The organism is Flavobacterium calami (assembly GCF_038290035.1).
Classification (GTDB): domain Bacteria; phylum Bacteroidota; class Bacteroidia; order Flavobacteriales; family Flavobacteriaceae; genus Flavobacterium; species Flavobacterium calami.
The window spans coordinates 209,036-227,089 of record NZ_JBBYHS010000001.1 but is presented as its reverse complement, the minus strand read 5'-3'; the positions used below and the strand labels follow the sequence as shown (position 1 = coordinate 227,089).

At 35.5% G+C, this 18,054-nt stretch carries 9 protein-coding genes; all 9 read left to right on the top strand.

The window, feature by feature from the left end:
* Window positions 1-5 precede the first annotated feature (5 nt).
* Window positions 6-1,625, top strand: coding sequence for a RagB/SusD family nutrient uptake outer membrane protein (locus tag AAEO57_RS00785; protein WP_341688494.1), 1,620 nt, complete (start codon window positions 6-8; stop codon window positions 1,623-1,625).
* A gap of 261 nt (window positions 1,626-1,886) precedes the next feature.
* Window positions 1,887-4,199 (top strand): GH92 family glycosyl hydrolase, encoded by a 2,313-nt coding sequence (locus AAEO57_RS00780; RefSeq protein WP_341688493.1) that lies wholly within the window; start codon window positions 1,887-1,889, stop codon window positions 4,197-4,199.
* Window positions 4,200-4,304: 105 nt separating this feature from the next.
* Complete coding sequence (locus tag AAEO57_RS00775; RefSeq protein WP_341688491.1) at window positions 4,305-6,581, top strand: GH92 family glycosyl hydrolase; 2,277 nt, start codon at window positions 4,305-4,307, stop codon at window positions 6,579-6,581.
* A 6-nt stretch (window positions 6,582-6,587) separates the two neighbouring features.
* A complete protein-coding gene (locus tag AAEO57_RS00770; RefSeq protein ID WP_341688489.1) occupies window positions 6,588-7,154 on the top strand; it encodes a hypothetical protein in 567 nt (188 codons plus the stop codon).
* Window positions 7,155-7,347: 193 nt separating this feature from the next.
* Entirely contained in the window at window positions 7,348-9,144 is a 1,797-nt protein-coding gene (locus AAEO57_RS00765; RefSeq protein ID WP_341688487.1) for a hypothetical protein, read from the top strand.
* A 214-nt stretch (window positions 9,145-9,358) separates the two neighbouring features.
* Window positions 9,359-10,210 (top strand): DUF4861 family protein, encoded by an 852-nt coding sequence (locus AAEO57_RS00760; RefSeq protein ID WP_341688485.1) that lies wholly within the window; start codon window positions 9,359-9,361, stop codon window positions 10,208-10,210.
* A gap of 75 nt (window positions 10,211-10,285) precedes the next feature.
* Window positions 10,286-11,863 carry a glycoside hydrolase family 28 protein gene (locus tag AAEO57_RS00755; protein WP_341688483.1) on the top strand — a complete coding sequence of 526 codons (1,578 nt, stop codon included), beginning with the start codon at window positions 10,286-10,288 and terminating at the stop codon, window positions 11,861-11,863.
* Between the two features lie 194 nt (window positions 11,864-12,057).
* On the top strand, window positions 12,058-13,884 hold the full coding sequence (locus tag AAEO57_RS00750) for a metallophosphoesterase family protein (RefSeq protein ID WP_341688481.1): 1,827 nt from the start codon (window positions 12,058-12,060) through the stop codon (window positions 13,882-13,884).
* A gap of 51 nt (window positions 13,885-13,935) precedes the next feature.
* On the top strand, window positions 13,936-17,973 hold the full coding sequence (locus tag AAEO57_RS00745) for a hybrid sensor histidine kinase/response regulator (protein WP_341688479.1): 4,038 nt from the start codon (window positions 13,936-13,938) through the stop codon (window positions 17,971-17,973).
* Window positions 17,974-18,054: the final 81 nt, after the last annotated feature.

Genomic DNA, 18,054 nt, shown 5'->3' with positions numbered 1-18,054 from the left:
AAATTATGAAAAAGATATTAAAATATTTAGGACTTCCATTACTTGTAGCTGGCTTATTATCTTCCTGCAGTGATCTGGATGTTCCAATTGAAACACAACTTACTCCGGATGTATTTCCGCAAAACGAAACACAATATATCCAGACAGCTGGACCTGTTTATGTAGCTTTTAGAGGTGATTTTTCATTCTCATGGTGGTGGTCACAATCTTTAACTACAGATGAAGCCATTATGCCTGCAAGAGGAGGAAACTGGTTTGATAACAGGAATTATATTGCGATGCATTATCATGACTGGAATGCCGATAATGGTATCATAGGAAGTCTTTGGGACTGGTCGTCTAAGGTAATAGGTACCAGTAATCAGGCAATTTCAATCCTGAATCAGGCAATGCCGGAAGGAGCAAGTAAATCGACTATGATTGCCGAATTAAAAACGATGCGTGCCATCTCTTATTTTATGCTGATGGACAATTTTGGTGGCGTGCCATTGGATACGGTTTACGGAGATTTTACAGCACGCCCGAAATCAGACAGAAAAGTAGTTTTTGAATTCATTGAAAAAGAACTGAAAAAAGCACTGCCTAATCTAAATCCGGCTTCTGGAGTTACAACTTACGGAAGACCAAACCAGCAAACAGCAAATGCATTGCTTGCCAAATTGTATCTGAATGCTCAGGTATATACAGGTACATCACGTTATAATGAGTGTATTGCAGTTTGTGATGAAGTTATCAAATCAGGATTGTATACTATTGAACCAAGAGCGAGTTATCTTCAAATGTTTTATCCAAACAATGGTCCGCAAATGAAGGAATTCATTTTCGCTGTTCCTTATGATCCTTCTGCTGTAACCGTAGGTTACAACGGACAAATGTATCATGCGCGTTATGACGTTCCGCGTTCTGAAAGAGCTAAATTTGGGCTGCCATTTACACCTAGTGCACCGAGAAGTACTATACCTGAATTTTATGCAAACTTTAATGATCCGAATGACATTCGTAACAAGCAATGGCTTACTGGTTTACAGTTTATGAATGATGGAGTTACACCTGTAAGGGTAACTACTACCAAAAAAGGATACGATCAGTTCTACACGGGTGCAGACGGTAGTGCGTCTTATACTTATCAGGTAGATTTAACACCGGATATCGTTCTTCGTCAAAGTGTTACTTTGTTTGATTTAGGAAATGATGAAATTGCATGGAACATGGGATACAGAAATATTAAATTTTACCCGGATGCTACTTCTACAAGCCGTAATCAAAATAATGACGTACCATTTTTACGTTATTCAGATATATTGTTAATGAAAGCTGAAGCAATTTTGCGCGGAGGAAATGAGACTTTAGGACATACTGCAGTTTCATTAGTAAATATGGTTCGTTCTAACCGTACTACTTCTGCAGCATGGACAAGTGTAACTTTAGAAGACCTTTATAAAGAAAGAAGCCGCGAGTTTGCACAGGAAGCATGGCATAGAAATGATATGATCCGTTTTGGAAAATACGAAGGATCATGGGGTTTCAAAACAAATGCTGATACATATCGCAGAATTTTCCCGATACCTACAAATGCAAGAGTTTTAAATCCGGCATTGACCCAAAACGACGGATATACTAATTAAAAACATAAACCAAAAACTATATTTAATTCAAAAAAGGAGAAGATAAATGTTTCTTCTCCTTTTTATTAAAAAATGATTTTTGGATTGATCAGATAATGCATATTCTCATCCGGGAACATAGGATACTCTTTGTGTATTTTTTTTAACTAAAAAAATAACAATAAATAACTTGTTAAAATTTAGAATTTTTCAAATTGGAATTTACACAATAAACTCCGCAAAATCAAACATTTAAAAAGACCTGCCAATACCTTATAATAGATGAGACTCAATAAATTTTATATAACAGGAAGCATCGCAATAAGTTTAGCTCTTATTCTTTTAGTGTCGTGCAAAGCTGAAAAAAGTGCTCCTTCTCAAAAAAAGGAGTTCGCAGATATGGTTTATCCTTTGCTTGATACAGAAAATTCAAGATGGTTTTACTTTTCATCTGCAAGCCGTCCGTTTGGTATGGTAAATCTAAATCCGGATACCGAAATCAAAGGAGACTGGGGAGGCGGTTACAAATATACTACCGATACCATAAGAGGTTTTAGCCATGTTCATGAATGGCAACTGTCTGCGCTTTCAGTAATGCCTGTAACCCTTACAGCGGAAAATAGTGCAAATATCTTTTCAGATTTTTATTCTAAATTTAGTCATGAATCTGAAAAAATATTTCCAGGTTATCATTCCGTAGTACTTGACAGGTATCAAATAAGAGCAGAACTAACCAGTACCAGAAGAGTTGGTTTCCATCAATATACATTTCCTGCAAATGCCCGTAAAGCGATTCTGTTTAATCTAAACACCATTTTGGGGCCTTGTGAAAATACCAATGGGACACTTGAAAAAAATAATGATTATGAACTTTCAGGATCACTGGTTTTAAGTACCAATTTCAGACGCCCAAAACCGTTAACAGTATATTTTAAAATTAAATTTAACGAAGCTGTTTCTTCAGTTGAGCGAAATAAAGCGACTGGAAATTATCTGGTAAATTTTGACAAAGTCAAAGATAAAGTACTGATGAAAGCGGCTATTTCATACACTTCGGTTGAAAATGCAACAAACAATATGCAACAGGAGTTACCTCACTGGAATTTTGATAAAACAGTTTCTGATTCAAAAAACGAATGGAATAGTTTACTGGGCAGAATACAAGTCGAAGGTGGTACCGAAACCGATCAAAGGCGATTTTATACAGATCTCTGGCACGCTTTGCAGGGAAGAAAAATGATTAGTGATGCAAACGGTGCTTATCCTGATAATACCGGAGAGAAATTCAGAATAGGACAATTACCGCTTGATGCTAACGGGAAACCAAAATTCAATCATTACAATTCAGATGCTTTCTGGGGAGCTCAGTGGACAATAAATACACTATGGGGACTGGTTTATCCTGAAATTATGAACGAATTTGTTCATTCTTTAATGCAATATTATAAAGATGGAGGCATGATTCCGCGCGGTCCTTCGGGAGGAAATGATACGTATGTGATGACTGGGGCTTCAACGACACCTTTTATTGTTACAGCCATTCAGAAAGGGATTGTAAAAGATGATCTGGAAGCTATTTATGCTGCCCTGAAAAAAAATCATATGCTCAACGGTATCATGGGGAAAGCAGGTTATGAGCATAATACGAATCTGGGCGGAGGATTAAAATATTATCTGGAAAAAGGTTTTGTTCCGTATCCAATTCCAGAAGGCAATTTTGGAAGTCATCAGGACGGAGCCAGTCAGACCTTAGAATATGCTTATCAGGACTGGGCGCTGGCACAATTGGCGAAGAAATTAAACCATCAGGAAGATTATGATTATTTTATGGTCAGATCCAAAAACTACCAAAATGTGTTTGACAAAAGCGTAGACTGGATGCGACCAAAAAATGTAGAAGGAAAATGGCTCGAAAATTTCGACCCATACAAATACGAAAACGGTTTTATAGAATCAAACGGAGCACAATCTACATGGTTTGTACCTCATGATATTGAAGGTTTGGCTACATTGATGGGAGGAAAGGAAAAAGCCGCTGAAAAACTGAACAAACAATTTGAAACGGCAAAAGACTTGAAATTTACATCAGGAACTTCACATGATGCCGAATTGCATCCGGAGTTCAGTCGTATTCCAATCAATTTCGGAAACCAGCCTTCTATACAAACTTCTTTTATCTTTAATGCATTAGGAAGACCGGATCTGACACAATACTGGACAAGAAGTGTAGTAAAAGAAACCTTCAGCGGATTATCTCCGGCTACAGGTTACAATGGAGACGAGGATCAGGGGTTAATGGGAAGTCTGAATGTTTTGCTTAAAATTGGTTTATTTCAACTAAATGGAGGAACAGACAAAGAAGCTGAATATCATATAGGAAGCCCTATATTTACTAAAGTATCCATTCAACTAAATCCGAACTATTATAAAGGAAAAAATTTTGTTATTGAAGCACCAAACAACAGTGCAGAAAATATTTATATTAACGGAATAAAATATAATAATACAGCGGTAGAAAAACAGACTATTTCTCACAGCGCAGTTACAAACGGAGGAAAATTGACTTTAGAGATGTCTAATAATTCTAAACAGTAATATTAGAAACTGTTGTCATCCAGAGCGGAGTCGAATGCTCGTTACTAAGAAGATTTCAGCATGACATCCATTTTAAAACAGATTATTAAAGAAATAAAATGAGCAATGAAAATAGCTACTAAAACGATCATTTTTTTAGGAATATCATTATGTTGCACGTTAACAAATTATGCCCAGAAAACGGTTCATAATTATGTAGATCCTATGATTGGTTCTGAAGGTGTTGGCCGTGTTTTTATAGGTCCTTCATGCCCTTACGGAATGGTAAAACCTAGTCCGGATTGTACAGTTAGCCCCAACAGTGGCTGGCTGCCATTACCAAAAGAAGTAACCGGATTTAGTCAGGTTCATGTGAGTGGAACAGGTGGTGGTCCTAAGTACGGAAATATTCAGATAATGCCTTTTTCAGGTCCTTTGGATAAATTAGATCAGAGTTCACACAGGATTGAAGAAAATGTAAAACTGGGCTATTATGAAACGGTTTTTAAAGAAAATCAGATTAAAACTGAAATCACAACTGCCGAAAAAGTTTCTTTTTACAGAATTACCTATCCAAAAAATGCAACAAAAGATTTAAAAATTGATCCGGGATTTTTTCTGGGAGAATCTCCGGAACCAGATGCAAGGGAAGCCCAGCAGTTTGTCGGTTCTCAAATTGAGATTGTTTCAGATACTGAAGTGAGAGGCTACAGCAGAATCAGAGGCGGCTGGAATAACGGACGCGCGTATACGGTCTACTTTTGGGCGACTTTCGATCAGCCGATTGCAAAATACGTTACCTGGAAAGATGGAAAATTTTATAATAATCAACCGGCTCAGTTTGATTCAGGCAAAAAAACAGCTGCTTTGGTTTCTTTTGGAGCAGCCGGAAAACAGGAACTCAATGTAAAAATTGGAATCTCTTTTTTAAGCGAATTAAAAGCAAAAAACAATATTGAAACCGAAATTCCGCATTGGAATTTCAACACGGTTTTGTCATCCTTAGAAAACAAATGGGAGCAGTTACTAAGCCGTATCCAGCTTTCTCCGGATACTTCTGTAGATTATAAAAAGATGTTTTATACTGGTTTGTATCACACTATGATTATGCCTGTTGACCGAACCGGAGAAAATCCTTTATGGACGAATGATGAACCGTATTACGATGATTTTTACTGTATCTGGGATACGTTCAGAAGTTCTAGTCCGTTAATTACGCTTATTGATCCGAAACGTCAGGTAGAAATTGTCAATGCAATGCTGAACATTTACAAACGTGAAGGTTATTTACCGGAAGGACGAAGCGGAAATGATAACGGCAGAACACAAGGAGGGTCGAATGCCGAAACTGTCCTTGCTGATGCATTCGTAAAAAACTTAAAAGGAATAGATTATGAACTCGCATTAAAAGCAATGCTTAAAGATGCTACAATACCGCCCGGTGGAAATGAAGAGCGAGAAGGAAGGGGCGGTTTATTGGATTATTTGCGCTTAGGTTATGTACCGTTTGGGACAGATCGTGCCGGAAACCGTACTATAGATTATGCTTACAACGACTATAATATTGCTACAGTTGCCAAAGGTTTAAATCATACCGAAATCTACAATCAGTATATCAAACAGGCTGATAACTGGCAGAATTTATGGCGTTCAGATTATGAAAATAACGGGGCAAAAGGTTTTATTATGCCAAAAGACGCTTCCGGAAACTGGCTGGATGATGTTGTTTTCGGGGAATCAAAAATTCAGAAACCAACTTATAAGTATACTCCGGTAATTACAGAATCTCCATGGTACGTTTGCCATTGGTGTGTGTTTTTTTATGAAGGAACTTCCTGGGAATATTCGTTAAGTGTTCCGCATGATCTTCCTGAAGTGATTCGCAGATCAGGTGGTGACACGGCTTTTAAAAACAGACTGGATACTTTTTTTGATGCCAAATTGTATGATGTGTCGAATGAACCTTCATTTTTGGCACCTACAATGTACCACTGGATCGGAAAACCGCATTTGAGCAGTGACCGGATCAGAACGATTATAAAAGACAATTTCAATACATCACACGAAGGCTTACCGGGTAATGACGATTCGGGTGCTATGTCTTCGTGGCTGGCTTTTCACATAATGGGATTGTATCCAAATGCCGGTCAGCCTTATTATTTACTGAATACACCATTAGTTAAGGAAGTCACTTTACAGTTAGAAGAAGGCAAAACCTTTAAGATTACTACAAAAAAAATGACTGAAAAGAATAAATATATCAAAACCGCTTTTTTAAACGGGCAGCCATACAACAAAGCCTGGATTTCTCACGAAGATATTGCTAAGGGAGGTGAATTGATTTACGAAATGGATTCAAAACCTTCTGTCTGGGGAACCACTATTTTGCCACCAAAAAAATAAGCCAAGATGAAAAATACAATTTTAACCATTCTTTTTTGTGGAATATTTCAGCTGGTTTCAGCACAAGATTTTATTCCCACAATAAAAAATAATACCGAACTGCATTACATCTGTAAACTGCACGGTCAGACGAGAACTTTATCGCTGACTTCTAAAATCACGGCTGATGCGCTTGTATTCAATTTGGATACAAGAGATGTAAACAGCAATATTGTCACTAAGAATGAGGCATTAAAAAACGGCAATGCATTAAGTTATAATCAGGGAGAATATGCCCCGGTTTTGAATTTAAAACCAAATGAAACTTTTTTCATGATTTCACAATCAGCCTATCAGGATTTAGTAAAAAACAACAAATTCGTTTACAACAATACAACGTATGTGCTGGATCAGAATAAGGAGCAAAACAATGTAATCATTGAAGGAAAATCAGTAGATGCACTCCATGTAATTGCACAGATTGATGAAACCGAAATGTGGATCGTAAAAAATCCCGAGTACCCTTTAATCTGTAAAATAACCAAAAATCCGTTGGGCATCAACTGGACATTAGTAAAAATAGTAGATAAGTAGTTTAGATCATAATTTGTTAGTAAAAATGAAAACAGGTGTCAGGCTGAGTCCATTCGACTTCGCTCAGGCTAAAATTAGTCGAAGCCTCTTTATTGTTGAAAGCTTCTTGTAAAAACCTAATTGGCTTAGAACTATATCATTTTTCAATATTACAAACCAAAATCACAAAGTTGAATCAGTAAAAAATAGCAATATGAAACATCAGATGAGCCGTGGAGAATTTATCAGGCTTGGAGGCCTTTCGCTGGCAGGAGTTTTTGCCAGTAATGTTGTTTTTGCAAATGATTTTTTTTCAGAAAGTATTTCTGTGAAAGAAGATGCTGAATTGATGAAAAAACTCATTTTGAGTAATGATGCCAAAGTTAAAAGCATCTTAAATAAAATTTCTGTTGATCCGCCAGTCAAATTAAACAGTTATCGCGGAATTGCGGGTTCTATAACCACAATGACGGCATCAATATCTAATCCGCAATCAGAATTTTATAAATCTAAAATTCTTGCTGAAAAACTAAATGATGCTATTGATATATTGTTAAAAGAACAATATAGTGATGGTACGTTGGATGCCGGAGGTAACAGGCAATCACCACCAGATACAGCCTTTATTCTGGAATATATTTGTCCGGCAGCAGCAATATTAAAAAATAATAGACAAGCTGATTTAGTTCAATTAAAGGATAAATTGAAAAAATTTATTTTAAATGCAGGCGAAGCGATGGTTACGGGAGGTGTTCATACGCCAAACCACAGATGGGTTATTTGCGCAGCTTTGGCCAGTATAAATTCATTGTATCCAGACACAAAATATGTGAAAAGAATTGATGAATGGCTGGCAGAAGGAATTTATATGAATGAAGACGGACATTATGCTGAACGAAGTGGGATTTACTCTGCCGTTATTGATAAGGCATTAATTACGATGTCCCGATTGTTAAACAGGCCGGAGTTATTAGAGATAGTAAATAAAAACCTGACAACCTATTTTTATTACACAGAACCAAACGGTGATCTGGTTACGGTTGATTCAAAAAGGCAGGATCAGTTTATGGATTTAAAGGTGACGAACTTTTATCTGCAATACCGCTACATGGCAATCCGTACAAAAAATCCAATGTTTGTGCACATGACAAATCTGATTGAAAATCTTCCTGCTTTTGCCACAGATATTTTGTCAGGTTCACTGGCCTTTTTTATGGAAAATGAAGATCTCAGAAAACAAATTCCTGTTACTGGAACCGTAGCAAATGATTTTGAGAAGTTTTTTGGGATTTCAAATTTAGCGAGAATCAGACGTGGCAAAACTTCAGTAACCTTATTTGGAGGAAATGACAAACCAGTCATGATTGTTTCAGGAAGATCTTCGAATCCGAATTTTTTAATGTATCGAAAAGGGGAGGCCATACTAAAATTTATGCGTCTTTCTACCTCGTTTTTCAGGATGGGTTATTTCAGCAGTGACGGAATTGTAAAAGAAGGAAATAAATACATACTGAAGGAAACCAAAGAAGCCGATTACTATCAGCCACTTGCTGAAGAATTTCGAAAAGCAGATGGCGATTACAAATTATCTGAATCTCCGGATGGACGTTTCTGGAATAAAATGGATTTTGATTCACGAATAAAAAGCAATGTAAAAACTCAGACCACAGTAATTGAAATTACAGAAGAGAACGGTACATTAAGTCTTGATTTTAAAGTAGACGGTCCTCCAAACATAGAAGTAACCATAGAAATGTGTTTTAAAGAAGGAAGCAATATAACCGGAGCAACATTAGATAAAAAAAAGAATTATTTTCTGAAATCCGGACAGGGAGAACTCTCCGTAGGATCAGACAGCATACAATTTGGTCCCGGAAAATGCGAACATTTAAACATAGAAAATCTGGATAGTGAGGAGTATACGTATCATCAGGGAAGTTTGCGAACAAACGGTGAGCATGTTTATATTACAGGATTTACGCCATTTCATCATAAAATGGTAATCTCATAAATCTAATTGAAAATAAATGTCATCCTAAGCGGAGTCGAAGGCTTATGAAACCTAAAGGCTCCGACTGAGTTTATCCTGAGCAAAGCCGATGCACTCAGCCGGACGGTAGCTTTTAATTTCATAACCCGTTAATATTATAAAAAATGTTGCGGTATTATTGAAAGGTTGTTTTATTTTTACGGAAATTAAATTAATCTTATAAATAATTGAAATTATGAAATTATCATTTTTAGCTGCTTTGCTGTTTTGCTGTATTGGTTTTGCACAAAATAATACAGACACCAGTTTGTATATGAAGTCTGATAAAATAACGTATTTAACAGATATTGGTTCAGAATCGGGAGATTTGTACAAAACAATCGGGCATCACGGACCGGCAATTGAAAACGAGTGGATGGCATTGAGAATCTATTTTAGCGATAAAGTAGCTATTGATGTGTACAATAAAGCAAAAGCAGGTTTAGAACTGAAAAAAGCTAATTGGTACCCAACTCCTGAGCAGCAAAAAGAAGGATGGGGAGCTGATTATTATAAAGTAGCAGCAACTAGTGGTTTAGGTGGTGTAAAGCTTTGGGACGGTGAAAAAGTAGTTCCGTTGAACCCGGTAACAAACCGTTTGGCTCGTGTTGGAAAAACAGATACGACTTCATGGATGGAAATGATTTCAAAAGGAGTGCCATACAAAGGAAAAAAAGTAGATATTATGGTTCGTGTAACTGTATTTTCAGGAAAAAGAGAGGCAAAAGTGGAAGCTTTTAGCTTAAATGGAGAAAAAGTACAATTTGTTACGGGAGTCAATTATTTTAAAGATTTCGGAGTTAAAAAAGGAGCAAATTACATCGCTGTATGGGGAAAACATCCTGAAGATGTAGCTGCAGAAATTGTTGAAGTTGGAGCTGCCATCATGTACAATCCTAAAGATTATGTAAAAACGAATGACGATGGAACACAATATTTGTTAATTTCTAAACCAGCAAAATACTTAGAAACAAAAATTATATCCTCTTGCGCAAGAGAGACAGAACTTAACACTTTAGATAAATTAGAAGCTTACATTAAAAAGTAAGATTTCTTTATTTTTCACAAGCAGTTTTAGTTTAATTTTTTTTGTTTGACGGGTATTAGTTCTAAAAGAATAAAAATGTCAAAAATTAAACTAAAACTGTTTTTTATTACCGTAATAATCAATCTTTTTGTATTTGGTTTTGAATCGAACGCACAAAAAACTCAAAAGGATTTTCTAATCACCAGCTATGGTTCCAAAGCAGACGGAAAAACGATTAATACCATTGCAATCCAAAAAGCAATTGACGCCGCTTTTAAAAATAAAGGAGGTCGTGTAGTTTTTCCCAAGGGGAATTTTTTATCTGGAAGTATTATTCTAAAAAGCAATGTAACCTTGTATTTTGAAGAAGGGTCGGTATTGCTGGGAAGTACAAATCCGAAAGATTATCCTAATATGTCTTTTGAAGGAAGACCTGATTCTCCTAAAAAAGACGACAACTCCCAAATGGCTTTGATTATTGCTCATAAAGCCAAAAACATTTCACTAAAAGGTAAAGGAACAATAGATGGTCAGGGATTGCAACTGGCTTTGAATATTGACAGTCTTCATCATGCCGGTATCGCTGTAGATCCTAAATACAGCCTTCGCAGAAACAGGCCAAACGAAACCATGAGGCCAAAACTATTTCGTTTTTCCCAATGTGAAAATATTACAATTGAAGGATTGAAAGCAGGAGAAGCCTCCTGTTGGGGATTATCTTTTGAATTATGCAACAACCTCGTTCTGGATAATCTCAAAATAGTAAACCGCTCGTACTGGAACAATGACGGAATAGATATTACAGATTGTAAAAATGTCAAAGTTACTAACTGCGATATCAACGCTGCCGATGATGGAATCTGTTTAAAATCATACTATCCCGGATTTTATAATGATTCGGTTTATATTGCCAATTGTACCATCAGATCCAGTGCCAGTGCTGTAAAATTCGGTACCGCTTCTTTTGGCGGATTCAAAAACGTTACCATTAGAGATATTAAGGTTTATGATACGTTTCGTTCTGCCATTGCGATAGAATCTGTTGACGGTGCTTTTATAGAAAACATTGAAGTTTCAAACATAAATGCAGTGAATACAGGCAATGCTATTTTTATACGTTTAGGACAGCGAACAGGCGACAAACCCGGAACTATAAAAAATGTTACTATAAAAAACATAAAAGTACAAGTACCCTTCGGACGTCCCGACAGCGATTATGACCTGAGAGGACCCGAAGTCGATTTCTTCCATAATCCTTTTCCATCATCAATTGTGGGTTTGAAAGGGCATAATATTGAAAATGTAGTTTTAGAAAACATCGAAATTAATTATCCCGGAAGAGCCTCAAAAGGAATGGCGTATATTTCATTAAACCGATTGTATCATGTTCCCGAAGCAGCTCAGGATTATCCAGAATTTTCTATGTTTGGAGAATTGCCGGCTTATGGTTTTTATGTAAGACATGCCAGTGGAATAACTATGAAAAATATCAAACTCACATTAGATAATTCTGATTTCAGGCCTGCATTTGTATTTGATGATGTCCAAAATGTAAAGATGCAGGAAATAAATCTTCCTGAAGCAAAGCATAAACAGATTGTTTTCAAAAATGTGATTTCAGCAACGCTGGAAAATCAGTTATTAGGACAAAAACTTGAAATAGAAGGTAAGTAAGAAACGTTTTGAAAAAATATATACGATTTAGAGGTTTCATCCTGAGCGGAGTCGAAGGCTTTCATAATCAAGGGGCTTCGACTCCGCTCAGCCTGACTTTTTAATATTGCCAATGATGTGTTTTTAAAATTTGTGAAACGCCTTTATTAAGTTTGCAAAATCTATGTTTCTATGTGTCAAATAAAAAAAGTTATATGCTAAGAATATCTGTTTTTATATTTTTTTTCCTTTCATTGTCTGCTTGTAAATCGCAACAGACAAAAACAAAAAATGTTCAGATCGCTTTTATTGCCGATGCTCATTTACAGGATATTTTTGCGAAATTTGAAGACAATAATTATCAGGGAATTCCAAATCCTGTAACCGGTGAGTATGCCAATATTAGAACTATGAATTCGCAATTGCATTCAACCCGAATATTCAATGAGAATTATTTTGCCTTTTTGGAAGCCTTAAATGACATTTCGAAAAGAGGAATTAAACAGGTTGTACTTCCGGGAGATTTTAGTGATGATGGGCAGCCGGTTCATGTGAGAGGTTTGAGAAAAATACTTGATGAGTATTCTAAAAAATACGGCATGTCATTTTTTGTAACTACCGGAAATCACGATGCTGTAAAACCTTTTGCTCAGGAAGCCTATAAAACCGATTTTTTAGGAAAAGATGGTAAAGAGCAAATTATCAGCAGTTCAAAAAACAATCTTCCTAAACATGAAAATCAGTTAGAACCCGTTATCACTGCTGATATCAAAAACTGGGGCTACAAGGAAACCCTGAATGAAATGCATACTTTTGGATTCTTTCCACAAAAAAACTATTTGTATTGGGAAACGCCATTTTCTGATTATAACTACGAAAACTACAGCTATGAAAAAGCTTTAGCCGAATCGGATTTAGAAAAAAGAACTTATTCTGTAAAAAACACCAATTTATTTCTTCCTGATGCGAGTTATCTCGTTGAACCTGTAAAAGGAGTGTGGCTTCTGGCCATAGATGCCAATGCTTATGTTCCGAATGAAAAATTATCTGGACTGCCTAATAATCCTCATGACTTTTCAGGTGCCAGTATTGGTTATAATAATGTACTCGTTTATAAACAACATTTGATAGACTGGGTAAAAAAGGTTGCTACAGAAGCAAAACAAAAAGGAAAAACCTTAATAGCCTTTAGTCATTACCCAATGATTGATTTTAATGATGATGCTTCACCTGAATTAAAATTGCTTTTTGGCTCCAATAAAATGCAATTGTCAAGAGTTCCAAATGAAGAGGTAGCCCAAACATTTGCTGATGCAGGAATTCAGATTCATTTTGGCGGACACATGCACATTAACGATACTGCGGTGCGAACTACAGCAAAGGGAAATACATTGTTCAATATCCAGACTCCTTCATTGGCGGCTTATATGCCGGCTTATAAAATTCTTACCATTCATCCGGATGCAGTTCTTGAAGTAGAAACCGTAGTAATTCATAAGGTTTCTAAGTTTAATAGTTTGTTTCCTTTTTATAATCAGGAGTACCTTCATCTGGAAAATATAAAAAGCCCTAAAATTTGGAATAAAGAAATTCTGAAAGCTCAAGATTATAAAGACTTTATAAATTGGCATTTAAAGGAATTAGTGAGGCTTCGTTTTTTACCTGAAGATTTTCCGGTTGAATTTTCTGCATCACTTTTAAAGCTTTCAGGAAAGGATTTTTTGCATATAAATAAAAACAATGCAGCAGTTGATGCAGTGATTAAAGCTAGTTCCTTAACCACAAAAGATTTTGAATCCTGGTCTGGTTTTGATATGATTTTCGATTTTTACCGATTGAAAAACGCTGATGAACTGGCGAAACCAGAAATAGGCCCGAAAAGACTCAAACAGTATCAGATAGTCTGTGAACAATTAGAAAAATCTGATAATGAAAAACTGGCTTTATGGGCTAAAATATTTCTGAAAACAATGAACAGTAAACCTTCAGATCATTTTAAGATTAGCTTAAAAACGAATCAGATCGAGCGAATAAATCCTTAAATTTTCCTAACTTTAATTTGACCAAAACCTCAATTTCATTTAATTCATTTTATGAGAAAAAATCCTTTCATACTATTCCTGAGCTTATTCGTTTTTTATCATTCGCAATCCCAGAATATAAAATTTACGCATTACAACGATAATAACGGATTGTCACATAACTCTGTGAGGCATATCGTTCAGGATAAAAAGGGCTTTCTGTGGTTTGGAACTTTTTTTGGATTGAATCGTTTTGACGGTTATCAGTTTAAAAACTACATGAGTTCAGCGCCGGGTAATAATAAATTATACAATGATGACATTACAGCATTAGAATTAGATGAAGCATCAAACCATTTATGGATAGGAACAAGAAAAGGTCTGACGCTCTTTAAAATGGATGCACATGCTTTTGTGACTTTTTTACCTAAAAAAAATGACCCGAACAGTCTGCCCGAAGGAGAAATCAGATCGGTATATGTAGATAAATTCAAAAGAGTTTGGGTAGGCACTAAAAATCAGGGAGTTTATATGTTTTTTTTGAAAGAAAACAGATTCGAAAAGATTCCGATTAAAGGTTTTGATTATGTAAAAGAAATATTTGAAGACAAAAAAGGAAATATCTGGGTAGGAAGTTATGACAAAGGTTCTGTTGCCAAAATTACCTTAGACAGTAAAGGAACAATCGTAAAAATGAATAATTATACGCTCTCTGTCCCTAATTCGACCGAAAAAAATCCGTACATCAATTTTATTTATGAAGATGCCAAGTCAGATATTTTTGTTGGAACAAGAAGAGGTCTATATAAATTAGATAAAAAAAACGATCAATTTGTAAATTTATATATTGAAGACAAAGAAATCAGAGGCAATTTAGGTCCATATTTTTTATCAGTTGCCAAAGCCCCTGATGGTAAATATTGGGTAGGAACTTTAGGAGGTTTACTGGTCTGCAACCAATTGGAAGACATTCAAAAAGGGATTTACAAATGGTATTATTCAGTGTTATCAGATGATACTTCTATCGTTGATAATCTGGTTTCAGCTTTATATTTTGATCGTGCAGGAGTTTTATGGATAGGGACAGAGGATGGTCTTGACAAGTTTGATCCATACGAAAATCAATTCACACTCAATAAAGATATTTCCCGTTACATAGGCAATCAGGCTCCGCGTATAAGAGGTTTTTCCAAAACTTACGACGGAAAAGTAATTGTGGCTACCAGTCATAACGGACTTTTTATTTCAAATACAAAAGGTTTTGTTCCGCTATATAACAAATCCATAGATATATCGAACATTTATTCTGAAGATGGTAAAATTTTTTATTGCGGTCTTTGGGATGGTAAAATGCTGGTTTATAACTACACTACGAATTCATCAAAAGAAGTCAATCTGGGTTTTGATACCTCACCTATATTCGCTTTTAATAAAATAGGAGCAGAATCTTTGATGATAGGTTCGTTTGGAGAAGGTGCTGTAGTTTTTAATACTAAAACACTACAGGTTCAGGCATCTAAAGGAAAATTGTTGCCGGGTTTTCAGATTAACTCCATAGAAAAAGATGCCCAAAATAATGTGTGGTTTGCTACAGAAACAGGTGTTGTAAAATATAATCTCGACTCAGGTAAGATAGAAACCTACAAATCCCTTTCAAAAAGAGAAAATAGTACAACAAACGAAGACAACGTAAGTGATATTATGATTGACAAAAAGGGGAAAATATGGGCATCAACACGTTTTGGATTGTGCCTGTATGAGCCAAAAAAGAACACTTTTACAACCATAAAAAACTTTAAGGAAATTTCAGGTATATGGATTACCGATATGCTGTCTGACGTAAACGGCAATTTATGGCTCAATATCAACAACAACAGTATTGCCTGGGTAAAATCTGACTTAAAAGACATTAATATTTACCATGTAAACAGCGGTAACAGACTCGATGTTTTTAGCTCAAGCGGTTTTTTCAATTTTAATAATTCGACTATTTTTCTTGGAGGAAAAAATGGTATCATCACATTCTCACCGCAAACCATGAAGAGAAACAGATGGTCTCCTGAACCTGTTATCAGTGAATTCAAGATTCAGAACGAAGAAATTTTTCCGGAAATGGAGATTAATGGGGATATTCCGCTTTCACAGGATTTAAATTATGGAAAAAAAGTAGAACTCAATTACAAAAACCGAAACTTTTCTCTCCAGTTTTCAGCTCCTTCATTTGCTAATGAAAAACTGAATAAGTTTCAGTATATGCTGGAAGGATTTGATAAACAATGGATTACAGCAAACAGCAACTCAAGAACGGTTCAGTATACCAATCTCTATCCCGGTAAATATGTATTCCGAATAAAATCATGTAACAGCGATGGCCTCTGGAGCAAAGAGGTATCCTACCAAATAAGGATACTTCCGCCGTTTTGGTTAACGCCACTATCCTTTGTGCTGTTTTTTATAGCACTGGTGTTTGTTTTTTATTTTATAAGAAAGGAAATCAAAAACCGTATCCGTCTGAAACAGGAACTCCTTACTGAAAAAGTGAACAGAGAGCACGATATTAAACTGAATAATGAAAAGCTTCGATTTTTTACAAATATTTCTCATGAGTTGAGAACCCCTTTGACACTTATTTTAGGTCCTGCCAAGCAATTACTGGATGAGAACAGTAATGCTACAGATTATGAGAAAAGCAGGTACAATCTTATTTATCAAAATGCCAGCAGGCTGCTGAATCTGGTAAATCAGGTACTTGATTTTAGAAAAGCACAATCAGGTGAATTAAAACTTAAGGTTACAAAAACTGATATTCTGAGCTATTCGAAAAATATTTTTGATTCTTTCAAAGAAATGGCTTTCAATAAAAAAATCAAATTGAATTTTATCACCGAGAATGAATCTATTGAGGGCTGGATTGATAATGATAAGTATGATAAAATTCTTTATAACTTGTTATCCAATGCTTTAAAGTTTACTAACAAATACGGAAACGTAGATTTATTTATCAGGTTAAAAAACAATACAGATGAAATTTTAATTATTGAAGTAATAGATGACGGTATCGGTATTGCGCTAAAAAGCCAGGAAAAAATCTTCAAACGATTTTATCAGGCAACCAATAGTAAAGCCCATAATACGGGATCGGGTATTGGTCTGTCTTTGGTTAAATCATTAGTAGCCATTCACAAAGGTTCGATAACGGTTGAAAGTGCGCTTGGAAAAGGAAGTACATTCAGAGTTGAAATTCCAATAGACCGCGTTTCCTATGAAAGCAAAGAAGTGTTTGAATATGCTTTGAAAAATGACAATCTAAGCATGCTTATTCCTGAAAAATCAGTTAAAAAAACGATTCAGAGTACCGAATTGAAACAAAAAATACTGGTTATTGAAGACAATTCTGAACTTAGAAAATACCTGGTTGATTTTCTTTCAGATTATTATAAAGTGTATGATGCAGAAAACGGTGAGGAAGGACTTAAAATCTGCAGGCAAATTAAACCTATTTTATGTGTTGCCGACGTAATGATGCCTGTTATGGACGGACTCGAATTTTGTAAAGAACTTAAAAACGATGAGTTTATCAGCCATATTCCGGTGGTGCTGCTTACGGCACTTGGCGAAAATGTGGATAAAGTTAAAGGATATGAAATTGGTGCCGATGGCTATCTGGTAAAACCATTTGAACCTACATTATTAAAATCGGTTATTGAAAATGTTATCAAATCCCGATTAGATCTGAAAGTAAAATTTTCAGGAGAAGTAGAGAGCAAAGTAAGTTTGCTTACCCATTCTCCTATTGATGAAGAGTTTATGGAAAAAATTACAGCTTTAATAAATGATAACCTCAGTGAGTTAGATTTGTCAACAGAATATTTATGCGATAAACTGGGTGTGAGCTCTTCTAAACTTTATAGAAAAATTAAAGAGTTAACTGATCTGGCACCAAATGAATTCATCAGAACCATTCGTTTAAAAAAATCGGCCGAGCTTCTAAAAACAAAAAAATACAATGTTTCTGAAGTAACCAATATGGTCGGATTTAACGATCCGTTGTATTTCAGCAGATGTTTTAAAAAACAGTTTGGTTTTCCTCCGAGCAAGCTTATCAATTAGAAGAATACAATTTATTATATCAAAAAAGTAAAAAATATAGGCAAAATCTGCAAAAAGGGCTTTTAAATTGTATGGTGTTTT